Genomic DNA, 21,892 nt, shown 5'->3' with positions numbered 1-21,892 from the left:
GTCGACTTGTTTCGACAACGACCGCCGCGGCGTATGGGTCCCGGCGTTCGCCGGGACGACGCGTGGATAGAGCGTGACTACACCCGCACCATCCTTTTGCCGCGGTTCTCGCCCGCCAGCAGGCCGATCAGCGCTTTCGGCGTGTTCTCCAGGCCGTCGATGACGTCTTCCTGCACCTTTAATTTCCCCGACGCCACCCATGACTGCAAATCGCGCAACGCCGCGTCGCTCTCGTTCATGTAATCCATCACGATGAAACCTTGCATGATGAGGCGCTTCACCACGATCAGGCCGGGCACGCCGCGCGGGCCGTGTGCGGAGGGTGCGCCGTCATATTGCGAGATCGCGCCGCAGCAGGCGATGCGGCCGCGATTGTTCATCAGCGGCAGGCAGGCTTCCAGGATGTCGCCGCCGACATTGTCGAGATAGACGTCGATGCCTTTTGGCGCCGCCGCCCGCAGCGCCTTGAAGGTAGCGCCGTCCTTGTAATCAACCGCGGCATCGAAGCCGAGCTCGCTCGTCAGCCACTGGCACTTGTCCTTGCCGCCGGCGATGCCGATGACGCGGCATCCCTTGATCCTGGCGATCTGGCCGACAATCGAGCCGACCGATCCGGCCGCGGCCGACACCACGACGGTCTCACCTTCTTTGGGCTTGCCGACATGCAGCAGGCCGAAATAGGCCGTGAGGCCGGCAACGCCATAGACGCTGAGCAGATGCGTCATCGGCTCCAGCTTCGGCATCTTGTTGAGGTGTCTCGCCGGCACCGCCGCATAGTCCTGCCAGCCGGTGTCGCCGAACACGATGTCGCCCGGCTTCAGCTCCGGCGCTTTCGACGACACGACCTCGGCGATGCTGCCGCCTGCCATCACGGTGTTGGCCTCCACAGCGGCGCGATAGGTCGCGCCATGCATCCAGGCGCGGTTGGCGGCGTCGAGCGAGATGTAGCGCGAGCGCACCAGCGCTTCGCCGTCTTTCGGTTCCGGCACAGCACCGTTGGTGAGTTTGAAATGCTCTGGTCCAAGCTTGCCGCTCGGCTTCTCGACCAGCAGGATCTGGCGATTGACTGATGCGTTCATGGCGTTGTCTCCCCTCGGCGTGATCGTTCTTGAAGCAGTTGGCGCGCGTTGAGGCAACCAACTGCACGCATTGTGCGCTGCACGGAACGCTAGCGGCCGTGTGGCGGATTCACAACGGAAACATTTTTGCAAGGGTGCGTATCGTCGCATTCGTATTGCGTGGCTTTACAAATCTGACACACTTTGGGTTGCCGGGAGACGATGCGGAGCAACCAAAACGCTGACGGGGGTAAGAACAATGTCCAACAGGTTCACGCAGTACATCCTGTTCGCGATGGTGCTTGGCATCGTGATGGGAGCGGCGATCTTCAACTTCCTCCCCGACAGCCGCGTCGAGATCGCTTCCAGCGTCAACCTGATCGCGATGCTGTTCCTGCGCCTGATCAAGATGATCATCGCGCCGCTGGTGTTCGCAACCCTCGTCGGCGGTATCGCCCACATGGGCACCGGTTCGAAACTCGGCCGCGTCTTTGCGAAAACGCTGGGCTGGTTCGTTTCCGCCTCCTTCATCTCGCTGCTGCTCGGCCTCGTCATGGTCAACCTGCTACAGCCCGGCGCCAATTTCCCCGGCACGCTGCCGGAGAGGGGGCAGTCCACGGGCTTGCCGGTGTCGGCGTTCTCGCTCGAGAAATTCCTCGTCCACCTGATCCCGACCTCGATTGCGGATGCGATGGCGCAGAACGAGATCCTGCAGATCGTGGTGTTCGCCGTGTTCTTTGCCGTGGCGCTCGGCGCCATGCCGGAACGGTCGAAAGCGATCATGGGGCTGATCGACGATCTCGCGCATATCATGCTGAAGATCACCGGCTATGTGATGCTGTTCGCGCCGGTCGCGGTGTGGGCGGCGATCACCGCCACGGTCGCGAAGAACGGCCTCGGCGTGCTGTGGAAGCTCATCGTGTTCATGGGCGGCTTCTATCTGGCGCTGGCGCTCCTGTGGGTCATCCTGATCGCGGTCGGTTTCATCGTGATCGGCCCGCGCTACAGCCATCTCCTGAAGCTGATGCGCGAACCTTTGATGCTCGCATTCTCGACCGCGAGCTCGGAGGCCGCCTATCCCAAGACGCTGGAGGGCCTGAATCGCTTCGGCGCCTCCTCGCGGATCTCCAGCTTCGTGCTGCCGCTCGGCTATTCCTTCAATCTCGACGGCACGATGATGTACTGCACCTTTGCCGCCGTCTTCATCGCGCAGACCTATCACATCGACATGCCGCTCGCGACGCAGCTCGCCATGCTGGCGACGCTGATGATCACCTCCAAGGGCGTTGCCGGCGTGCCGCGCGCCTCGCTGGTGGTGATCGCCTCGACGCTGTCGCAGTTCGGCATTCCCGAGGCGGGTCTGTTGATGATCATGGGCATCGACACCTTCCTCGACATGGGACGCTCCGCTACCAACGTGATCGGCAACTCGCTGGCGACCGCCGTGGTGGCGAAGTGGGAAGGCGAGCTCAAGGCCGAGCACGAGCTCGGGCCCGACGATATCGTTCCCGGCGACACCGTGCCCGGCGATCCCATTCCGGCTTGATGGGAGCAATCCATGACCCGCATGCTTCTCATGGCGGCGGGCGTCCTGATGCTGGCAGCGCAGCTACCGGCAACAGTCGCGTCCGCCCAGACGGCGAGCGAAGGGCTTAGCCCGACGCTCGCCAATATCAAGAAGAGCCACGTCGTGCGGCTCGGCTATCGCGAGAGCTCGCCGCCGTTCTCGTTCCTCGATCACTCCAACCGGCCGATCGGCTACAGTCTGGAACTCTGTGAGGCGATCGTCGAGGAGATCGGCACCGAGGTCGACGACGGCAATCTCATGGTCGAATACGTCAAGGTGACGTCCGACGACCGCATCCAGGCGGTGCTGGACAACAAGATCGATCTGGAGTGCGGCTCGACCACCGCCAATGCCGAGCGCGGCAAGCGCGTGGCGTTCTCGCCGCTGATGTTCGTCGCCGGCACCAAGCTGATGGTGCCGAAAGCTTCCAACGTTTCCGCGGTGACGGACATGAAAGGCAAGACCGTGGTCGTGACCAAGGGCACGACCAACGAGCAGGCCATGCATGTCGCCGACAAGAAGTTTTCGCTTGGCCTCAACATCGTCACTTCGCCCGACCACGAGCAGTCCTATCAGACGCTGGTGGACGGTAAGGCCGACGCGTTCGCAACCGACGACATCCTGCTCTACGGCCTGATCGCGCGGCACAAGGCGCAGGCGCAATTCAAGGTGGTCGGCGACTACCTGTCCTACGACCCCTACGGCATCATGTTCCGCAAGGGTGAACCGCAACTCACGGCCGTGGTCGAGCGCACCTTCCGCAAGCTGGGCTCGGGACGTGACCTGATCCCGCTCTACAACAAATGGTTCGTGTCGCGGCTGCCGACCGGCGAAAAGCTCGGGGTGGCGATCTCGCCGCAGCTCGAGGAAGCCTTCAGGGCGATGGACGATTCACCCGGCGGCAATAATTAGAGTTAATCTGAAAAAAGATTGCGCGCGCATGGCAACTATTCCGTGCCGCGGGGCGCGGGAAATTTTGTCCAATTCACACGGCTTGCGGCAATTTATTTCTGCCTGCGCATTGGATTCGGCAAGTTAATTGCGTGACGCCGATCACGCCGCCTCGAACCTTATGGCCTTATAAACCGACTGCCATTGTGCGCTCTTCCCGGCGCACCAGATGAGGTTGACTAACGCTCCAATCGACGCGATGTACACGTCAATTCGCCTTCATTTGCAGGGTTTTCCTGCCTCAAGGGCCGGACCGTCTGCAAGACAATCGAAACATTCCACGTCCTGACCATTCGGAAAACGAAAACACATGAGCGCGTTCTACCGAGAGAAGGTTCTTTCCGTTCAGCACTGGACCGACACCCTCTTCAGCTTCCGGGCCACCCGCGATGCCGGCTTCCGTTTCCAGAACGGGCAGTTCGCCATGATCGGCCTCGAGGTCGAGGGCCGGCCGTTGCTGCGCGCCTACAGCATGGCGAGCGCCAATCACGAGGAAGAGCTCGAGTTCTTCTCGATCAAGGTGGCCGACGGCCCGCTCACCTCAAAGCTACAAAAGATCCGCGAGGGCGACACCATCCTGGTCGGCCGCAAGGCGACGGGCACGCTCGTCACCGACAATCTGCTGCCGGGCAAGCGTTTGCTGCTGCTCTCGACCGGCACGGGGCTTGCGCCGTTCGCGAGCCTGATCAAGGATCCCGACGTCTACGAGCGGTTCGAATCCATCGTGCTGGTTCATGGCTGCCGCCAGGTTTCCGAACTCGCTTACGGTGAAGAACTCGTCGCGAAGCTGCGCGACGACGAATTGTTCGGACCGCTGTTGCAGGAAAAACTGCTCTATTATCCGACCGTGACGCGCGAGCCGTTCCGAAACCGCGGCCGCATCACCGACCTCATCACCTCCAACCAGCTCTTCGACGACCTGCATCAGGGCCCGCTCGACATCGAAACCGACCGCATCATGATGTGCGGCAGCCCGGCGATGCTGGAAGATCTGAAGCAGCTTTTCGAAACGCGCAGCTTCGCCGAAGGCGCCAACCACAAGCCGGGTCACTTCGTGATCGAGAAGGCGTTCGTCGAGCGCTGATCGCTCGCTCTCTCCCCATCGTCATTCCGGGATGCCCCCTCTTGGGCGCAGGCCCGGAATCCATAACCACGATCGGGAGTATGGATTCCGGGCTCGCGCTGCGCGCGCCCCGGAATGACGAGGGGATAGTGCCGCTTCTCAGCCCCCTGATATAAACTCTCCCAACGCCGCGCGATCTCTCGACGCGGCGAGGGAGGAACCCGTGCCCGCATCCGACGCCAACTCCGCCACCAAAACCGCCTTCGTGTTCGCCGGCGGCGGCAGCTTTGGCGCGATCCAGGTCGGCATGCTCCAGTCGCTGGCCGGTCACGGCGTTTGCGCCGACATGGTGGTGGGCTCCAGCGTCGGCGCGCTGAACGGGACGTTCTATGCCAGCGATCCCACTCCCAAAGGCGTCGACCGGCTTGCCGCGATCTGGCGCGGGCTCACGCGGCACGACGTGTTTCCGATCAGTTGGAAAACCATGCTGGGTTTTCTGTGGCGGCGGGATTTCCTGATCCCGCATGACGGCGTGCGCAAATTGGTCGACGACCATATCCCGTTTCGCAATCTCGAGGATGCGCCGCTTCCCGTGCATATCGTGGCGACCGACATCATCACCGGCGATGCCGTTGTGATGTCGGAAGGCTCGACCGCCGCGGCCATCCTGGCCTCGACCTCGATCCCCGGCGCGTTCTCGCCCATCCGCTACAGGGATCGGTTCCTCGCCGACGGGGCGATCTCCAGCAACACCCCGGTCCGGGTTGCCGTGAGGAAGGGCGCCAGGCGGCTGATCGTGCTGCCGACCGGACATGCCTGCGCCAACGACGATCCGCCGGTCGGAGCGGTCGCCAATGCGCTGCATGCGCTGACGCTGCTGATCGCGCGGCAACTCGTCAACGAGCTCGAAAACCTCGGCCCCGACGTCGAATATTACGTGGTGCCGCCGCTATGCCCGCTGGTCGGCTCGCCCTACGATTTTTCGCGGACCGACGATCACATCAGTCGCGCCGTTCAGGTCACGGACGAATGGCTGGCCCAGGGCGGCCTGGAGAAACGCGAAATCCCGCACGAGTTACGGCCCCACGAGCATTAGAGCATGATCCGGAAAAGTGGGTACCGGTTTTCCGAAAAGATCATGCTCAAACAAAAAGATAGAGTGGGGTAACGATTCGAAGAAAAGTCATCCCGCTCTAGGTCTGGGTCGGGTTACGTTGCACCGCAAAAGAGCGCGCGCCCTCGCACTATCCGCCGATTGATTGTTCCTGGGCGGAAACGTTAGCCTGTGCCCGTACGTACACATCCTTGTCATATCCACGATCCCCCAAGCCGGATATCCTCACCAAGCGTTTGGGAGCGCCTTAATCCAGACTGCGGTTCGAAAAAATTCGGCGGAATTTGCCCGAGGGTCACATGGAAACGCTGCTGCTTCCGTTCTCGCCACGCTACATCATCCTGACGATCTGCGCCGTGGTCACGGCGCTGCTGATCGCGATCGGAATTGTCGATCACAGCATCAAGGTCTGGGAAATTCTCGCGATCCCGATTGTGATCTTTGGCGCCCTGACCCTCCTCGGCATCCGCGACCTCACTCAGAAGGGCCACGCGGTGTTGCGCAACTATCCGATTTCGGCGCACATCCGTTTCCTGCTCGAAGAGATCCGCCCCGAGATGCGGCAGTATTTCTTCGAGAGCGAGAAGGACGGCATGCCGTTCTCCCGCGATACCCGCGCGCTGGTCTATCAGCGCGCCAAGATGCAGCTCGACAAACGGCCGTTCGGCACCCAGGAGGACGTCTACAGGGAAGGCTACGAATGGATGCATCATTCGGTCTCCCCCAAGGTCAGCACGGGTGAGAAATTCCGCATCACCGTCGGCGGCCCCGATTGCGCCAAACCCTATTCGGCCTCGGTCTTCAACATTTCGGCGATGAGCTTTGGCGCACTCAGCCCGCAGGCCGTGCGTGCGCTCAATGCCGGTGCAAAGCGGGGCGAATTCGCCCATGACACCGGCGAGGGCGGCGTCAGCCCCTACCACCGCGAAAACGGCGGCGACATCATCTGGGAGATCGGCTCCGGCTATTTCGGCTGCCGCAACCGCGACGGCAGCTTCAATCCCGAATTGTTCGCCAAGGTCGCCTCCGACGACCAGATCAAGATGGTCGAGCTGAAGATCAGCCAGGGCGCCAAGCCCGGTCATGGTGGCGTGCTGCCGGCGGCGAAAGTGTCGGAAGAAATCTCCATGATCCGCGGTGTGCCGATGGGCGAGGACTGCATTTCGCCCGCGACGCACCGCGCGTTCTCGACGCCGGTCGAGATGATGAAATTCATCGCCGAGATGCGCCGGCTGTCCGGCGGCAAGCCGGCCGGCTTCAAGATGTGCATCGGCCATCCCTGGGAATTCCTGGCGATCTGCAAGGCGATGCTGGAGACCGGCATCTATCCCGACTTCATCGTGGTTGACGGCAATGAAGGCGGCACTGGCGCTGCGCCGCTGGAATTCATGGATCATCTGGGCATGCCGATGCGTGAGGGCGTCAGCTTCGTCCACAACGCGCTGATCGGCATTAACGCGCGCGACCGCATCAAGATCGGCGCGGCCGGCAAGATCGCCACCGCCTTCGACATGGCGCGCGCAATGGCGATCGGCGCCGACTGGTGCAACTCCGCGCGTGGGTTCATGTTCGCGCTCGGCTGCATCCAGTCGCTGTCATGCCATACCGACCGCTGCCCGACCGGTGTCAGCACCCAGGATCCTTCGCGAGCCCGCGCACTCTGGGTGCCGCACAAGATCGAGCGGGTCTACAATTATCACCATGCCACGCTGCACGCGCTGTCGGAACTGCTCGGCGCCGCCGGCCTCGAGCATCCGAGCCAGTTGCGGCCGATCCACTTCTCGAAGCGGACCTCGAGCACGGAAGTCTGGTCGTTCGCAAAGCTCTATCCGCCGCTGCGCCCGGGCGAACTGCTCGAGGGCACCAATGACCCGCGCTTTCGCGACGGCTGGGCGATGGCACGCGCGGATTCGTTTCAGCCCGCGGATGAGGTTGGCCGTGGTGGCGGCTTGATCGCGGCGGAGTAGCGGGCTGTCGTCAGGTCTCCTCCGGCGGCTTGATGTGGCGGAAGGAGAATAACAGCGCGAGGTCGTAGGCGATCTTCAGCGCGCCGCATACGACCAGCGGCAAGCCGGCAAAGCTCGTCGTCAGCAGTGCGCCGGCAATCGCCGGGCTGATGGCGGAGGCAAGGCTGCGCGGCACGGCGGTGACGCCGGCGGCCGCCGGCCGTTCCGCCGGGGTCACGACCGCCATCACGTAGGAGGTGCGGGTCGGCACGTCCATTTGCGACAGTGCCGAGCGCAGCAGCAACAGGCCGAGCGCCAGATAGAGGTTCGGCGCAAACGCCGCCAGGATCAGGAACACGCTGGAAGGGATATGGGTGAACACCATGGTGTTCACGAGCCCGATCCGTTTGGCGAGCCAGGCCGCGACCGGATAAGAGAAAGCGCTGAGCGTGCTGGCCCAGAAGAAAAACACGCCGGCCGCGGAAAGCGACAGATCGAAGCGCTGAAACAGCCAGAGCAGCAGCAGCGATTGCGGGACGAAGCCGCCGGCAAAGGCGTCGATGGAAAACAGCGCGGCGAGCTTGTAGACCGTGCCCCGCGACGGCCCGAGCGGTGCGTGCGCGGCCTCACCCTCGGCGCGGGCGTGCGGAACTTTCCGGTAAAGCGCGGCGCAGATGATGCCGAGCGCAGCATAGGCATAGAACATCAGCCGGAACGCCGCGAGCTGGGTCGTGCCGGCGGATACGAGAAAGTCCGGCAGCGATGCCGCGAGCGAGCCTGCCGCGGCCGCCAGCGCGCCGATCAGGCTGTAGCGCGCGAACACCTGCGTGCGCCGCTCAGCGGCCGCGCTGCGCGCCAGCACCGAATGCTCCAGCGGGACGAGAACGCCGAGATCGCCGCCGGACGGGTTGATCGTGCCGATGAAGGCGACCAGCGCGATCAGCAGGAAATGCTCGACATGAGGAAATGCGAGGCCGGTGAGCGCGGTGAGGGCCGCGCCCGCCATCATGAGGGCGCGAAGGTCGAAGCGCGGTGCGATCCAGCCGACGATCAGGGTGAGCAGCGCCGTTCCCAGCAGCGAGGCGGTGGCGATGATGCCGACGGCGATTGCGTCAAAGCCGAGCGCCGTCATGTAGGCCGGCAGGATGATGATGGCAAAACCGTCGCCGAACCCGCGCAGGCCGCGCGCAGTGTAGAGCAGAGGGATGAGGGAATCCTCCTGCGGCGATAGAGGTGCGATGGAATGGCCGGTCACTACGATTTTCCCTTCCTGCGCAGATCGTGTTCGCCGGCATCCGGCATCTCTGCATCCATTCCCATCAGTTGCAGCGCCAGCGCAAAGCCTGCGCTGACTTGTGCCGGGTCACCGTAGAAAACGATAGTCGATCCGGCGGCGGCCGGCTTCGGATGGCTCGTGTCGTCGCTTTCAGATGTGATTTGAGGCTGATTTCGCTTGTCCATGCGCCACCTCCCTCAGCTTCGCGCCTGGAAGGCGGGCACGAGGCCCGATGCCGAAACGATCAGCGACGCGCCGACCAGCAGGACCAGGATCAGCACCGTCTTGCGAAAGATTTCGTCGTTGATCGTTCCGTACAACTTGAAGCCGATCCATATGCCGGCGACCATGAACGGAAGGCCGATGCCGTAAAGCTTCAAGGTTTCGGCCGTGTACGATCCCGCGATGAGTTGCGAGATCGAGATGATAACGAATGCCGCAAACAGCGCCGGTTGAAACACCGAGCGTTGCTTGTCCCGTGACCATCCGCGCCACTGGCAGGAGATGGTCGAGATGATCCCGCCGAGTCCGGTGAGGCCTCCGAGCAAGCCGTTCGATATGCCGATGGCAATGTCGGCCGGTGCGGCGATCTTCATCGGCTTCACGGGCGGGCGTAAGAGGCTATAAGTTGCGTAGAGCACGAGCAGCACGCCGACCCCGCAACGCAGATAGGTCGGATTGATGTGGGTCAGCAGCACCACCCCGATCGGGATTCCGATCGCTGTACCCAGCGTGAGCGGCCAAATGCTTTGCCAGCTCAACTCATGACGCAGTTTTGCAATGCCGTAACCCTGCGTGAGCAGGCCGTATCCGGCAATCAGGGCGGCGGTCTGGATCGGCGTGATGATGTGCAGCCATATGCCTGATACGACGATGCCCATCGCGAATCCGGAGAAGCCGCTGACAAAGCCGCCGAGAAATGTCGCTAAGACAAAAAGAACGAAGAGGTTTCCATCCATGATGCTCGCTCCACAGGAAAGCGAGCAGCGCTTGCATGGGGTCACCCACTTCACGGGGAGGCTGCGACGTCCCCGGCAACACCCTATCGGTTTTGGTTGCGCCTTGGCAACGGGGCCGCGGAACAAATCCGACTCGATCGATTTCCGATTTTCAGAATTTTACTTGACGGCGACCCCAAATCAGCGGTATAGCGGCTTCGTCCCGACCCGGGTACGAGGGGCGTTTCGCGATCGTCACAAGCGCGGGACGGGATGCGGTGGACGCGGATGCGCCTTTGACGAATGGCGCCAGACGCGTACGGCGAAGTCGTGTGGATCTGACGCCGCGATGCTGGCGTCAAGCTTGCGGGAGGTGTCCTGCGGGTGACGGTGACAACAAGCCCGCTCCGCCGGGATGAGCACGAAGTAAGCCGTAAAGCCATTGCGCAGGGGATGTCGGAATGCCTCCGCTCACCTGTATGCTCGTGTGCGCCTTTTTTTGCTTGCGCATCAGGCGCACGAGACCTCGGGTGCAGCGTGCACCCGGCATTCCCTGCGCCCTCTGTTTAGAGGCGCGAAAGAATTTGGATAGCTCGGACACCGGATGTCGCGAGAACGCGAACCTATATCCGCCGTCATTGCGAGGAGCGAAGCGACGAAGCAATCCAGCTTCCGTTGCGGCAAAGCTGGATTGCTTCGCTTCGCTCGCAATGACGGCCAGGACGACTGAAAAACTAAAACTCCCCGTGCAGCCGTCCCGAGAACACATGCACCGGGCCGCGATCCGCGTTGTACGCGGGATTGGTGATGAACTGATAATCCCCCGTCAGCCAGATGCCCTTGCTGAGCGCGTAGGAATAGTAGGTCTCCAGGATGCGCTCGCGCCGGTAATTGAGCGCGCCGTCGCCGATCAGCGGGCCGAGGCCGCCGGCCGCAATGAAGTCGCGGTGGTCGCGCGAGATCGCGTTGATGGCGCCGGCGATGCCGATCGTGTCGTCGGGCCGGCCCCACCGCGCGCCCTTGAGCGAAGTGCCCAGCGACAGCGAGGCGTCGATGTCGGTGAAGGCCATGATCTCGGTCTTGCCGTCGTTCCAGCTCCAGCGGGCGAATACGCCGAGATCGTCGGCGATCGCCTGTTCGAGATTAATGACATAGCCGTATTTGATGCGGCCGCGGCGGGTCAGGGCGATGTCGACGCCGAACGCCGGATTATCCAGCGTCTCGCGATAGCTGCCGGAATTGGCGCTGTTGAACCAGCCGATGGTGCGCAGCTTGCCGGGCTGCGAGAACAGTTGGTAGCGCGTCTCGAACTCCAGCGCGTAGGTGCCGCGCTCGGGTATCCTGGTGTCAAAACTGTTGACGTTGGAAACCGCCGGTATCAGGAAATAGCCGCCGCGCAGCGCCCAGTTCTTGGTGTTGAATTCCGCGGTCGCGCCATAGGTCAGGCCGACCTTGTCGGCAGCATAGTCGAAGGCGCCCGGCGCCCAGATCGACCAGTTGATGAAATCCCTGCGCGTGTCCTTGGCATAGGCGTTGCCGTCGAAAATATCCATGACGGGGAATTTGCCGACCTGCACCGTCAGGCGGTTGACGTCGACCTTGCCGGCGAGCTGCGTGCCGCTGCTCGCCAGTTCTTCCTGCCCGCCACCGAAGCCGAAGGTGTGGCGGTAGAACAGGCGCGAGGCGTTGTAATGCGGATAGGGGAAGTTGGACTTCTGCGCTTCGCCGTTGGTGAAGCCGGCAACGCCGACGGTGTCGTTGAGGCCAAAGCCCTGGAGCAGTTCGGGATTGTAATAGACCTCGCCGCCTTCCCACAGCCGCATGTTGAGGAACAGGCTGTTGCTCCAGGTCGCTTGCGCCTGCCGCGCCGGCGTCAGGCTGTTCTCGCCGGAGTAGGGTGCGCGGAAGGCCGGGTAGCCCTGCGGCAGGTAGGTGGTTTGGCCGTGGATTTCCCAACGCGGAGATTCGGGGTCGGTGATGTCCCTGGTCTGCGTCCAGGTCGGCGCGCTCGGCCAGTCGACCTTGCGGTTCAGCCCGATGCGGATCTGCTGGAAATCGAGCGAGGAGGAATGCTGCGCGCCTTGCGGAAAGCCGATATCGGCGTGCTGGAACTGGCTGTAGAGATATTCCAGCCGCACACTCCAATGCGGCGCAAAGCCATATTCGATGCCGGCGCCGGCAGCCCAGCCCGGCCGCACGTTGATGATCTTCTCGTCGCTGCCGGCGGCCGGCGTGTTGATGAAGCGCTCGCCGGCGAATGCAAAGCCGCCGGTGACGTAGAACAGCCAGTTGCCGGGGGCATAGCCGAGGCGGCCGCGCACGGTGCCGACATAGTCCAGCGAGTGGAAGACATCGGAGTTGGGCGAGACCAGCCGCGAGATGATCGAGTTCGAGGGGAGGTAATTCGGAAAGGTCAGATCGGCCTCGACGCCAAGCAGCAGCCCCGATGGCGCGCGCCAATTGTAGCCGCCCTGAACGCCGCCGATCACGCCACTGAAAATGCTGTCATTGACCGCGGCAGAGGGGACGGGGTCCGATAGCACCGCATTCGACGAGCCGCGGCTGTAGCCGGTGTGGCCGCCGATATAGAACCCGGTCCAGTCGAACAGGGGATGCGAATACGGCGCCTTGACCGGCAGCTTGATATCAGCGGCGCGCACGGGCGCATCCGCTCCGAACGCGCCGAGCGCGATGCCCGCGAGCAGGCATTTCCTGTATCGGCTGGTCCCGATCATCCCCAACGATGCTTCCACCACGCGCACCCCAACACATCCGATTTGCCGGCACGCTGTCATCAGGCAACACGCGTCCGGCGTCGTGTCTTGGGGCGCTGTTGCCGAATCTCCGCAGAACGAGAGTCGACAGAAGGCGCAATTCTTCCCAAGTCCGACATAAAGTTCTTATTGCGATTAATTCGCAATAGCAACTGGGGTCGATATCTCGGGAGCAGAAGGCCAGCGGGATGTGACGGCTGTGCAACAGGTGCTGCGACAAAAAGTGACCCGCCCAGGGGGACAACTGGGCGGGTCGGGTACGACACGGGGTGGATGAGGCGCCCGTGCCGGACGGAGCTCAAGACCACTTCGAATCAAAGCGTTCTCAAGCGAAGTGGGCACCGGTTCGCGTGAAGAAAACGCGTCAAACAAAATGTCGATTGGATCAGTAGTTGCAGACGCGGACGCTGCCGACGTAGTGGCCGAACGCGTTGTAACGGGGAGCCCAGCCGCAGCGGCGATAGCCGTAGTAATAGCCGTCATTGGCGGCAGAGGCGGCGACGGCGGTACCGACGATCGCGGCACCGACGATGGCAGGTCCGACCCACTTAGGACCGGCATGGGCTTGGGTCGAGGTGGAAGCGAGCGCGCCCGTGACGGCAACGGCAGTAAGAGCAAGAGCGGCAAGCTTGGTCTTGAGCGACATGGAAAACTCCATCCTGTTGAGGGCGGGACCGGAATGGCCCGCATGCCCCTTGGACGGAGGCTCCGCGAAAGCGGTTCGAAACGCGCTGGGGCGTCTAAGGAAGTTGATAATTAGAGAGATAATCCAATCACTTGGATGCTGCGCCGGGCCCGGCGGCGAGCCTCTTCACGTCGAAGTTATCGACATCGGTGAGCAGTTCGCAGAAGGCGCGGGCGCCGTGCTCGATCAGCCGCTCGCCCTTCTCTGCGGAAGCCTGCGTTGCGTCGCCGACCGCGCCGCTCGGATGCAGATCCTGCGCTTGCCAGGCGAACGGCGCCGGCCGCTGCGTCGACAGCCAGCGAAAATCCCTTTCCATCGCGATCGCGCTGGAGCGGAAATTGGCGATCGCTTCTGCGCGCACCTGCTCGCGGTAGCGCGCCAGCATGATCGAGGTTTCGACCGCGCCGCCATGAATGCCGTGGCGCAATTCCTCCGCGGAAAACAATCCGTCCGGTGCGCCGAAGCGCGACCAGCTTGTCGTCACCGCCAGCATGCCGTGTTGTGCGCGCAAATCCTGTGCGACCAGCATCATCGCGGCGCTGTTGCCGCCATGGCTGGTCACGATCACGATCTTCCGCAAGCCTGCGCGCGCAACGCTTTCGCCGAGCGCCATCCATCTCCTCAGCGCGGCCTCGGTGGACAGTGTTTGCGTGCCCGGAAAATCCGTATGCTCGGTCGAAATGCCGACCGGTTGCACCGGCAGGAAGGTGGCGGGAACGGTGGCCGGCAATATCTCGCGCACGCGCGCCAGATAAGCCTGCGCAATCATGACGTCGGTCTCAAACGGCAGATGCGGGCCATGTTGCTCGGTCGCCGCCAACGGCAGCACCGCAATCCACCGCGCCGCATCGGCGGCCGGGACATCTGGCCAATGGATGTCGGCCCAGTCGCGGGGAGGGACGCTCGGGATCATCGCGGCAAGCGTTTCATTGAACGAATTTGCAAGGTAATCTCGCGGCTCATCTCGGGAACGCATTCGCGCGTTCCGTCATCTTCCATCATGGGCCAGAACGAGCGACGGAGTCCAACCATGAACCCGGCCTTTTTGCCGCGAGCGTTAACCGTAGCCCTCATGGCCTTCGCGGCCGTTGTGCCGGCGCGCGGGCAGACGCTGGACAAGGTTTCGTTCGGAACCAACTGGGTGCCGCAAGCCGAGCATGGCGGCTTCTATCAGGCGGTTGTCGATGGCACCTACAGGAAATACGGCCTCGACGTCACCATCGTGCCGGGCGGTCCCAACACCAACAACCGGACGCTGCTGATCGCCGGCAAGCTCGATTTCTATATGACGGCGAATACGCTGCAATCCTTCGATGCGGTCACCAACAACGTGCCGGTGACGGCAGTCGCCGCCATGTTCCAGAAGGATCCGCTGGTGATGCTGACGCATCCGGAGGTCAAGATCGCAAAGCTCGAGGACTTGAAACCGCTGACGCTGTTCGTCGGAAAAGAGGGAATGGCAAGCTATTTCCAGTGGCTGAAGTCTGAATACAAATTCGACGAGAAGAAAGTTCGGCCCTACACGTTCAACGCGCAACCGTTCCTCGCCAACAAGCAAAGCGCGATGCAGGGCTATGTCACCTCAGAGCCGTACGCAATTGAAAAAGCGGCCGGCTTCAAGCCGAACGTGATCCTGCTCGCCGATTACGGATTTACCGCTTACTCGACCCTGATCGAGACGCGGCTGGAGATCATCGACAAGAAGCCGGACCTCGTGCAGCGCTTCGTCGATGCCTCCATTATCGGCTGGTACAATTATCTCTACGGCGACAACAATGCGGCCAATGCCGACATCAAGAAGCTCAACCCGGAAATGACCGACGAATTGCTCGCCTATTCCGTCGCCAAGATGAAGGAGCACGGCATCGTCGATTCCGGCGACACGCTGAAGGACGGCATCGGTGCGATGAGCGATGCGCGGGTCGCAAGCTTCTTCGACAAGATGGTGCGGGCAGGTGTCGTGAAGCGCGATATCGATTTCCGCAAGGCCTACACGCTGCGCTTCGTCAACAAGGGCATCGGTCTCGATCTGCGGCCGAAGAACTGACGTCATGGCTCCTGCTGCCGCCCCTGATGTTGAAGCCGGCATGGCCGTGCGGCTGCGCGGCGTCACGAAGACCTATGACAGTGGCGTGACGGCGCTGGGGCCGCTCGATCTGGACGTTGCTCGCGGCGAATTCATCTCGCTGCTCGGGCCATCCGGCTGCGGCAAGTCGACGGCGCTGCGGCTGATCGCGGGCCTCGCCGCGCCGAGTTCGGGCACGGTCGAGGTTGCGCGCTCCTCCGCGGAAGCGCGTGGGACACATTCCATCGGCTTCGTGTTTCAGGAGCCGACGCTGATGCCGTGGGCCAATGTGTGGGAGAACGTCCGCCTGCCGCTGAAGCTTGCGCATATGCCGGTTGCGGACGCCGACGAGCGCATTGGCAAGGCGCTGGCGCAAGTTGGCCTGTCGGAATTCGTGCAAAGCTATCCGCGCGAATTGTCCGGCGGCATGAAGATGCGGGTGTCGCTGGCGCGCGCGCTGGTCACCGATCCCGACATCCTCTTGATGGACGAGCCGTTCGCGGCGCTCGACGAGATCACCCGCTTTCGCCTCAACAACGATTTGCTGGCACTGTGGCGCAACCTTGGCAAGACCGTCATCTTCGTCACCCATTCGGTGTTCGAGTCGGTCTATCTGTCGCAGCGCGTCGTTGTCATGACGGCGCGGCCGGGCCGCATCGGCAGCGAATTCCGTATCGATGCGGGCGAGCCGCGCGGCGAGGAGTTTCGCACCTCCGCCGACTATGCCGGCTTTTGCCGCACCGTCTCGAACGCGCTGGCGCCTTCCTATGAAGGAAGGGTCGGCGCATGAGTGCCGCGCCGGCAAGATCTGGTGCTGGTAGTGGGCAGGCTCCCCGCGCGATGCGCCTTGTGCTGCCCATCGTCGTGCTGGCGGCAGGCCTTGGCCTCTGGGAATTCGTCGTCCGCTTCTATGACATCCAGCCTTATGTGCTGCCGGCGCCGTCGCTGATTTTCAGGACGCTGATCGAGGACTGGGGCATCCTGTCGGCGTCCCTGGCGACGACGCTGATCACAACGCTGGAAGGCTTTGTTGCGGCCGCGATCGGCGGCATCGCGCTGGCGCTGCTGTTCAACCAGTCGAAACTGCTGGAATATTCGCTGTTTCCCTATGCGGTGGTGCTACAGGTGACGCCGGTGATCGCAATCGCGCCGCTGCTGCTGATTTATCTGCCGCAGGAGGCGGCTGTGGTGGTCTGCGCCTGGATCGTTGCATTTTTCCCGGTGCTGTCGAACACCACGCTCGGCCTGAACTCGGTCGATCGCAATCTGGCGGGGCTGTTTCAGCTCTACCAGGCCTCGCCCTTGCAGACGCTGTGCTATCTGAAACTGCCGTCGGCATTGCCCTATATTCTCGGTGGATTGCGGATCGCCGGCGGGCTGTCGCTGATCGGCGCCGTGGTCGCCGAGATCGCCGCAGGCTCGGCCGGCGCCGGCTCCGGGCTTGCTTACCGGATCGCGGAGTCCGGCTACCGTCTCAACATACCCCGCATGTTCGCCGCGTTGCTTTTGCTGTCGGTGGCCGGGATTGTCATCTATGGGTTGCTGGCGCTAGTTTCGCACCTCGTTTTGCGGCGCTGGCACGAGAGTGCGCTTGGAAAGGAAAGCTGATGGCCGGAAATATCTCTTCTGAAAAGATCGATCTGCTGATTTACGGACCGATCCGGCCGATCCTGGAAAACGGCTTCCCCGACCAGTATGTGCTGCACAAGGCCGAGAACCGGGCCGACCTCGAGCGGCTGAGCCCGGACGTGGTGGCCAAGCTGCGCGGCATGGCGGTGACCTATCACACCGTACCGGCCGACAAGACCGCGCTGGCACAATTTCCGAAACTCGAAATTGTTGCCAGCTTCGGCGTCGGCTATGACCACGTCGATTCCGCCTATGCACGTGAGCACAACATCGTCGTCACCAACACGCCCGATGTGCTGACCGAAGAAGTCGCCGACGTCGCGATGGGGCTCTTGATCGCGACGCTGCGCGAGTTCGTCAAGGCCGACAAATATCTGCGCTCGGGCCTGTGGCAGACGCAAAACTATCCGCTCAGCGTCGGCTCGCTGCGCGACCGCAAGATCGGCATCGTCGGCATGGGCCGCATCGGCCAGGCGATCGGGCGACGGCTCGAGGCCTCGCGCGTGCCCGTGTTCTATCACTCGCGAAAGCCCGCTTCAGGCGTCTCCTATCAGCACTATCCCGACCTGATCGAGATGGCGAAGGCCGTGGATACGCTGATCATCATCGTCCCGGGCGGCGCCTCGACCGCGAAGATGATCAATGCCGACGTGTTCAAGGCGCTCGGCCCGCGTGGCGTGGTGATCAACGTGGCGCGCGGCTCGGTCGTCGACGAGGCCGCTTTGGTCGCCGCGCTGAAATCCGGCACCATTCTGGCCGCCGGCCTCGACGTGTTCGAAAAAGAGCCGAGCGTGCCGGACGAACTGAAGAGCATGCAAAATGTCGTGTTGCTGCCACATATTGGTTCGGCTTCCGTGGTAACGCGTAACGCCATGGATCAGCTCGTCGTCGACAATCTCAAGAACTGGTTCGCCGGCAAGCCGCCGCTGACGCCGGTTGCGGAAACGCCGGTGAAGGGGCGCTGATGTCTTCTGCTCGTCACACCGGCCTCGTGCTGGCGGCGCTGCTCGCAGCGGCGCCGGTCTTTGCGCAGGACGCGGCGAGCTTGAAGAAGTCGATGATCGGCCAGTGGGAGCTTTCCACCACCGAACGCAGCAAGACCTGCGTGGTGACGATGAAGAACGATGCAACGCCGCAAGGCTTGAAGCTCGAGCTGGAGCCGAATTGCGCAGCGGCGTTGCCCTTCACCAAGGACATCACGGCCTGGAACGTGCGGGGCCTCGACATCGTGCGGCTCCAGGACGCCGCCGGCCAGCCGGTGATCGATTTCACCGAAGTCGAGAGCGGCATTTTCGAGGGCCTGCGTCAGGGCGAGGGCGTCTACATCCTGCAAAACCTCGCCGCCGCCCGCTCGCTCGCCAAGTCGATGGACCAGATGATCGGCGACTGGTCGATGGTGCGCGGCAACGGCCAGACCATCTGCGGCCTGACGCTGACAAACACCGAAGCGGACGCCGATAATTTCCAGGTCTTCCTCAAGCCGAAATGCGATCCGGCCGTCGCGGCGTTCGCGCCGACGCAGTGGCGGCTTGACCGCGGCCAGATCATCCTGATGTCCAGGAGCGGTCAGACCTGGCAGTTCGAGGCCGACGACAACGCGCAATGGCGGCGGGTCCCCGACACGGCCGATCCCTTGATCATGCTGCGCGGGCAATAGACCTGTGGTTCGGTATTTTAATACCCCGATCTGACGCAAATTATTCTCAAGGCGATGTCGATCCAGCGGCGGCCGGATCGTCGATTCCATAGCGAGACAGTTTCGCAGCTACGATGGCCGCGGCTCGCCTCAACAGGAGTTTCCCGATGCGCTTCATGTCGATCATCCTCTCGTCCCAGTTCCCCGTGCAGCCGACGGCTTCCCTGATGGAGGCAATGGGCAAGCTTGCCGACCGCGAGATCAAGGCCGGCCGAATGATCGACATGGGCGGGCTGATGCCGATCGAAACCGGCGTGCAGGTCCGGATCAAGGATGGCGAACTCAAGGTGATCGACGGGCCGTTCGTCGAGGCCAAGGAAGTGATCGGCGGTTACGCGATCTTCGAATTCCGGAACAAGGAGGAGGCGCTGGCCTCGGCCAAGGAGTTCATGCAACTGCACATCGAGCATATGCCGGGTTGGGAAGGGACCTGCGAGGTTCGCGCGTTTGCCACGCCGGAAGAGACCGGGTGCCAGGCCCCAAAGATCGTCGACGCGCTCGCCCGCGCCTGATGAGCGGGCTGCGCTACAGGAGTCGGCGGCGATGAGCGCCGCCGACATCAACAGCACCATTCTCGCGGTCTGGCGAGTCGAACAGCCGCGGCTTATCACCAGCCTGTCGCGGATGCTGCGCGACGTGCCGCTGGCCGAGGACCTCACCCAGGAAGTGCTGCTGGCGGCGATCGAGCATTGGCCTTCGTCCGGGATCCCCGACAAGCCCGGTGCGTGGCTGATGGCGGCTGCAAAACGGCGCGCGCTTGATCATCTCAGGCGCGGCAAGATGCTGGCGCGCAAGCACGACATCGTCGCGCGCGACATGGAGCAAGACGAGCAAGCGATGCCCGATCTCGATTCCGCGCTCGACGACGACATCGGCGACGAGATGCTGCGGCTGATCTTCACCGCTTGCCATCCGCTGCTGTCGCGCGAGGCGCGCGCCGCGCTGGCGCTGCGGATGATCTGCGGCCTGACCACCGACGAGATCGCCCGCGCCTTCCTGGTGCCGGAGACTACGATCGGCCAGCGCATCGTCCGCGCCAAGCGGACGCTGTCGGAATCCGGCCTTGCCTATGAGACGCCGCGCGGCGAAGCGCTGTCCGAACGGCTCGCTTCCGTGCTCGAGATCGTCTACCTCATCTTCAACGAGGGCTTTACCGCCTCGCGCGGCGACGACTGGCAGCGGCCGCAGCTCTGCAACGAGGCGCTGCGCATCGGCCGCATCCTGACATCGATCGCGCCGGGCGAGCCGGAAGCGCACGGGCTATTGGCGTTGATGGAGCTCAACGCCTCGCGCAGCGCAGCGCGCACGGATGCCGCGGGTGAGCCCATCCTGCTGCTGGAGCAGAACCGCGCGCGGTGGGATCGCCTGCAAATCCGCCGCGGCATGCTGGCGCTCGAGAGGGCGCGCGGGCTCGGCGGTGCCGGAGGATTCTATGCATTGCAGGCGGCGATCATCGCCTGCCACACCGGAGCGGCTACGGCCGACGCGACCGACTGGCCGCGTATCTCCGCGCTCTATGCCGAACTGTCAAAACTGGTGCGCTCGCCCGTGATCGAACTCAACCGCGCGGTCGCGGTCGGCATGGCCGAAGGGCCGAAAGCGGCGCTGGAGATCGTAGACCGGATCGCGCGGGAGCCGGCGCTGAAGAACTATCATCTGCTGGGCAGCGTCCGCGGCGACCTCCTGCAAAAGCTCGGCCGGCACCAAGAGGCCCGCGCCGCGTTCGAAGCGGCAGCAGAGCTGACGAACAATGCACGCGAGCGCGGCCTGATGCAGCGCCGCGCCGCCGAGGCCCGCTCGGCGGCGATTTCGCCCGCATAAGTCAGAGGCGCATCAATCTGCCTTGCCGCCCTTCGTCAGCGCCGTGACAAGATCGATCGCCAGCGATGCGATCACGGCGGCGGCCCCGATGGCGAACAGGATCGCATAATCGCCGCCGGTGCGGTCGAACAGGTAGGACAGACCATAGGCGCTGGCGGCCTGGAAGATCGCGAACATGGTGGTGGCGTGTGCCCATGCGGCGCGTTGGCGCGCGGCATCGTGCGGAAGGAGCTCGTGGATCCGGCCGAGCACCAGCGGAACGATGCCGGGGGTAAATCCGCCGACAATCACGCTGGACGCGATCATCGCCGGTGGCGTCGTCGTTACCGCAGGAATCAGGATGGCGATCGCCTCGATCAGGAATGCGACGCGCAGCGCCGGGCCGAAGCCGGCACGATCGGCGAGATGTCCGGTCAGCAACGGGCCCACTGTGGCGCCGATGCCGTAGAGCACCCAGTAGTTCGAGCCGGCCGAGATGCCCTGGCCAAGACCGCGGGCGACGAAGTCGACCAGGAACACCATGTGCGGCACCAGTGCCAGCGCATTGAAGCCGTATTCCACGCTCAGCGTGCGGACCGCGATCGATTGTCGGCCAAGCCGAGGCGCATCGGCTGATTTGCGTTCCGCAGCCGCATCGACCGGCCAGGCTCTCCAGCTCACCAGCGTGAGCAGCGTCGACAAAAGCCCGAGGCCAATCCAGCTCGCCTTCAGTCCCTGCTCCAGCAGCAACGGCACCAGCGTGCCCGATGCGGCGACGCCGAGGCCGACGCCTGCAAAGATCACGCCGCCGACGAGGCCTCGCTTGCTCGCCGTCACGTGCGGCAGGATCGTCGAGGCCGCCAGCACCATGATCACGCCGCCTGAGAGGCCGGCCAGGAATCGCCAGGCAAAGAACCAGGCAAACGACACCGGCACCGAGCAGGCAAAGCAGCACAACGCGGCAAGCATCATCATGACGCGGAGCGTGCGGACCGACCCGGCGCGCGCCCCGAGTTCGCGCGCGATCAGCGCGCCGGCAAGGTAGCCGGCGAGATTGGCGGCGCCGAGATAGACGGCGTCAGACGGGCCAAACCATTTTGCCGCGATCAATGCAGGGATCAGCGGCGTGTAGGCAAAGCGCGCCAGTCCGAGTCCCACCAGCGACGCGCAAAGCCCGGCCAGCGCAGGCAGCCAGGCCGGCCCACCCGCGTTGCGATGATGGGTTACGATCGCATGATGATGCCTGATGTGGGTGCTCGACATGGACATGGGTTAGAACCCTGATCGCATCTTGAAAAATGATGAGTTCTGATAGCTGCCATCGCCGCCC

Annotated in this window: 20 protein-coding genes; 12 read left to right on the top strand and 8 right to left on the bottom strand. The window is 63.3% G+C overall.

The genetic code is table 11. The features are described from left to right. Positions 1 to 77: 77 nt before the first annotated feature. Complete coding sequence (locus JQ628_RS24415; protein WP_212226136.1) at positions 78 to 1,079, bottom strand: NADP-dependent oxidoreductase; 1,002 nt, start codon at positions 1,077 to 1,079, stop codon at positions 78 to 80. 238 nt (positions 1,080 to 1,317) lie between these two features. On the opposite strand from JQ628_RS24415, the gene JQ628_RS24410 reads away from it, so the two are divergent. The 5 genes from JQ628_RS24410 to JQ628_RS24390 all read left to right on the top strand — a co-directional run bounded on the left by JQ628_RS24410 (position 1,318) and on the right by JQ628_RS24390 (position 7,720). Continuing rightward, complete coding sequence (locus JQ628_RS24410) at positions 1,318 to 2,604, top strand: dicarboxylate/amino acid:cation symporter (RefSeq protein ID WP_212226133.1); 1,287 nt, start codon at positions 1,318 to 1,320, stop codon at positions 2,602 to 2,604. 21 nt (positions 2,605 to 2,625) lie between these two features. Beyond that, positions 2,626 to 3,537 (top strand): amino acid ABC transporter substrate-binding protein, encoded by a 912-nt coding sequence (locus JQ628_RS24405; protein WP_433996161.1) that lies wholly within the window; start codon positions 2,626 to 2,628, stop codon positions 3,535 to 3,537. A 349-nt stretch (positions 3,538 to 3,886) separates the two neighbouring features. Further along, positions 3,887 to 4,660: a ferredoxin--NADP reductase gene (locus JQ628_RS24400; RefSeq protein WP_212226129.1), complete on the top strand. Its 774-nt coding sequence runs from the start codon at positions 3,887 to 3,889 to the stop codon at positions 4,658 to 4,660. 202 nt (positions 4,661 to 4,862) lie between these two features. Further along, positions 4,863 to 5,735, top strand: a complete 873-nt coding sequence (locus JQ628_RS24395; protein ID WP_212226127.1) for a patatin-like phospholipase family protein — start codon at positions 4,863 to 4,865, stop codon at positions 5,733 to 5,735. A gap of 317 nt (positions 5,736 to 6,052) precedes the next feature. Next, positions 6,053 to 7,720, top strand: coding sequence for an FMN-binding glutamate synthase family protein (locus JQ628_RS24390; RefSeq protein ID WP_212226124.1), 1,668 nt, complete (start codon positions 6,053 to 6,055; stop codon positions 7,718 to 7,720). A gap of 10 nt (positions 7,721 to 7,730) precedes the next feature. Here the strand turns inward: JQ628_RS24390 and JQ628_RS24385 are convergent, their stop codons facing one another. The 6 genes from JQ628_RS24385 to JQ628_RS24360 all read right to left on the bottom strand — a co-directional run bounded on the left by JQ628_RS24385 (position 7,731) and on the right by JQ628_RS24360 (position 14,285). Next, positions 7,731 to 8,954: an MFS transporter gene (locus tag JQ628_RS24385; RefSeq protein ID WP_349628116.1), complete on the bottom strand. Its 1,224-nt coding sequence runs from the start codon at positions 8,952 to 8,954 to the stop codon at positions 7,731 to 7,733. After that, the gene (locus JQ628_RS24380; protein ID WP_212226120.1) at positions 8,954 to 9,160 is read right to left on the bottom strand and encodes a hypothetical protein; all 207 of its coding nucleotides are present in this window, start codon (positions 9,158 to 9,160) and stop codon (positions 8,954 to 8,956) included. The genes JQ628_RS24385 and JQ628_RS24380 overlap by 1 nt, the downstream gene beginning before the upstream one ends. A 12-nt stretch (positions 9,161 to 9,172) precedes the next feature. Continuing rightward, entirely contained in the window at positions 9,173 to 9,934 is a 762-nt protein-coding gene (locus JQ628_RS24375) for a sulfite exporter TauE/SafE family protein (RefSeq protein WP_212226117.1), read from the bottom strand. Between the two features lie 713 nt (positions 9,935 to 10,647). After that, entirely contained in the window at positions 10,648 to 12,648 is a 2,001-nt protein-coding gene (locus JQ628_RS24370) for a carbohydrate porin (RefSeq protein ID WP_212226114.1), read from the bottom strand. A gap of 424 nt (positions 12,649 to 13,072) precedes the next feature. Further along, positions 13,073 to 13,333 (bottom strand): hypothetical protein, encoded by a 261-nt coding sequence (locus JQ628_RS24365; protein ID WP_212226102.1) that lies wholly within the window; start codon positions 13,331 to 13,333, stop codon positions 13,073 to 13,075. Positions 13,334 to 13,460: 127 nt separating this feature from the next. Next, positions 13,461 to 14,285, bottom strand: a complete 825-nt coding sequence (locus JQ628_RS24360) for a creatininase family protein (RefSeq protein WP_212226418.1) — start codon at positions 14,283 to 14,285, stop codon at positions 13,461 to 13,463. Between the two features lie 117 nt (positions 14,286 to 14,402). On the opposite strand from JQ628_RS24360, the gene JQ628_RS24355 reads away from it, so the two are divergent. The 7 genes from JQ628_RS24355 to JQ628_RS24325 all read left to right on the top strand — a co-directional run bounded on the left by JQ628_RS24355 (position 14,403) and on the right by JQ628_RS24325 (position 20,583). Further along, on the top strand, positions 14,403 to 15,419 hold the full coding sequence (locus JQ628_RS24355) for an ABC transporter substrate-binding protein (protein WP_212226100.1): 1,017 nt from the start codon (positions 14,403 to 14,405) through the stop codon (positions 15,417 to 15,419). 4 nt (positions 15,420 to 15,423) lie between these two features. Further along, on the top strand, positions 15,424 to 16,227 hold the full coding sequence (locus JQ628_RS24350; RefSeq protein ID WP_212226098.1) for an ABC transporter ATP-binding protein: 804 nt from the start codon (positions 15,424 to 15,426) through the stop codon (positions 16,225 to 16,227). After that, entirely contained in the window at positions 16,224 to 17,045 is an 822-nt protein-coding gene (locus JQ628_RS24345) for an ABC transporter permease (protein ID WP_212226094.1), read from the top strand. Before JQ628_RS24350 ends, JQ628_RS24345 begins: the two co-directional genes overlap by 4 nt. Continuing rightward, positions 17,042 to 18,031, top strand: a complete 990-nt coding sequence (locus JQ628_RS24340; protein WP_212226417.1) for a 2-hydroxyacid dehydrogenase — start codon at positions 17,042 to 17,044, stop codon at positions 18,029 to 18,031. The genes JQ628_RS24345 and JQ628_RS24340 overlap by 4 nt, the downstream gene beginning before the upstream one ends. Further along, entirely contained in the window at positions 18,031 to 18,723 is a 693-nt protein-coding gene (locus JQ628_RS24335; RefSeq protein WP_212226091.1) for an AprI/Inh family metalloprotease inhibitor, read from the top strand. The genes JQ628_RS24340 and JQ628_RS24335 overlap by 1 nt, the downstream gene beginning before the upstream one ends. Before the next feature lie 146 nt (positions 18,724 to 18,869). After that, on the top strand, positions 18,870 to 19,274 hold the full coding sequence (locus JQ628_RS24330; RefSeq protein WP_212226089.1) for a YciI family protein: 405 nt from the start codon (positions 18,870 to 18,872) through the stop codon (positions 19,272 to 19,274). Between the two features lie 31 nt (positions 19,275 to 19,305). Then, positions 19,306 to 20,583: an RNA polymerase sigma factor gene (locus JQ628_RS24325; RefSeq protein ID WP_212226086.1), complete on the top strand. Its 1,278-nt coding sequence runs from the start codon at positions 19,306 to 19,308 to the stop codon at positions 20,581 to 20,583. A 12-nt stretch (positions 20,584 to 20,595) separates the two neighbouring features. Here the strand turns inward: JQ628_RS24325 and JQ628_RS24320 are convergent, their stop codons facing one another. Further along, complete coding sequence (locus JQ628_RS24320; protein WP_249128337.1) at positions 20,596 to 21,831, bottom strand: YbfB/YjiJ family MFS transporter; 1,236 nt, start codon at positions 21,829 to 21,831, stop codon at positions 20,596 to 20,598. Positions 21,832 to 21,892: the final 61 nt, after the last annotated feature.

Origin of the sequence: Bradyrhizobium lablabi (assembly GCF_018129385.1) — a bacterium.
In the GTDB taxonomy this organism is placed as follows: Bacteria; Pseudomonadota; Alphaproteobacteria; order Rhizobiales; family Xanthobacteraceae; genus Bradyrhizobium; species Bradyrhizobium lablabi_C.
The sequence above is the reverse complement of the archived record's forward strand: the minus strand, read 5'-3'. Positions and strand labels throughout refer to the sequence as shown.

Bases quoted from the DNA above. Each gene is read 5' to 3' on its own strand.
- JQ628_RS24415 (WP_212226136.1), bottom strand. From the start codon at position 1,079: ATGAACGCATCAGTCAATCGCCAGATCCTGCTGGTCGAGAAGCCGAGC.
- JQ628_RS24410 (WP_212226133.1), top strand. From the start codon at position 1,318: ATGTCCAACAGGTTCACGCAGTACATCCTGTTCGCGATGGTGCTTGGC.
- JQ628_RS24405 (WP_433996161.1), top strand. From the start codon at position 2,626: ATGCTTCTCATGGCGGCGGGCGTCCTGATGCTGGCAGCGCAGCTACCG.
- JQ628_RS24400 (WP_212226129.1), top strand. From the start codon at position 3,887: ATGAGCGCGTTCTACCGAGAGAAGGTTCTTTCCGTTCAGCACTGGACC.
- JQ628_RS24390 (WP_212226124.1), top strand. From the start codon at position 6,053: ATGGAAACGCTGCTGCTTCCGTTCTCGCCACGCTACATCATCCTGACG.
- JQ628_RS24380 (WP_212226120.1), bottom strand. From the start codon at position 9,160: ATGGACAAGCGAAATCAGCCTCAAATCACATCTGAAAGCGACGACACG.
- JQ628_RS24375 (WP_212226117.1), bottom strand. From the start codon at position 9,934: ATGGATGGAAACCTCTTCGTTCTTTTTGTCTTAGCGACATTTCTCGGC.
- JQ628_RS24370 (WP_212226114.1), bottom strand. From the start codon at position 12,648: ATGATCGGGACCAGCCGATACAGGAAATGCCTGCTCGCGGGCATCGCG.
- JQ628_RS24365 (WP_212226102.1), bottom strand. From the start codon at position 13,333: ATGTCGCTCAAGACCAAGCTTGCCGCTCTTGCTCTTACTGCCGTTGCC.
- JQ628_RS24360 (WP_212226418.1), bottom strand. From the start codon at position 14,285: ATGATCCCGAGCGTCCCTCCCCGCGACTGGGCCGACATCCATTGGCCA.
- JQ628_RS24355 (WP_212226100.1), top strand. From the start codon at position 14,403: ATGAACCCGGCCTTTTTGCCGCGAGCGTTAACCGTAGCCCTCATGGCC.
- JQ628_RS24350 (WP_212226098.1), top strand. From the start codon at position 15,424: ATGGCTCCTGCTGCCGCCCCTGATGTTGAAGCCGGCATGGCCGTGCGG.
- JQ628_RS24345 (WP_212226094.1), top strand. From the start codon at position 16,224: ATGAGTGCCGCGCCGGCAAGATCTGGTGCTGGTAGTGGGCAGGCTCCC.
- JQ628_RS24335 (WP_212226091.1), top strand. From the start codon at position 18,031: ATGTCTTCTGCTCGTCACACCGGCCTCGTGCTGGCGGCGCTGCTCGCA.
- JQ628_RS24330 (WP_212226089.1), top strand. From the start codon at position 18,870: ATGCGCTTCATGTCGATCATCCTCTCGTCCCAGTTCCCCGTGCAGCCG.
- JQ628_RS24325 (WP_212226086.1), top strand. From the start codon at position 19,306: ATGAGCGCCGCCGACATCAACAGCACCATTCTCGCGGTCTGGCGAGTC.
- JQ628_RS24320 (WP_249128337.1), bottom strand. From the start codon at position 21,831: ATGTCCATGTCGAGCACCCACATCAGGCATCATCATGCGATCGTAACC.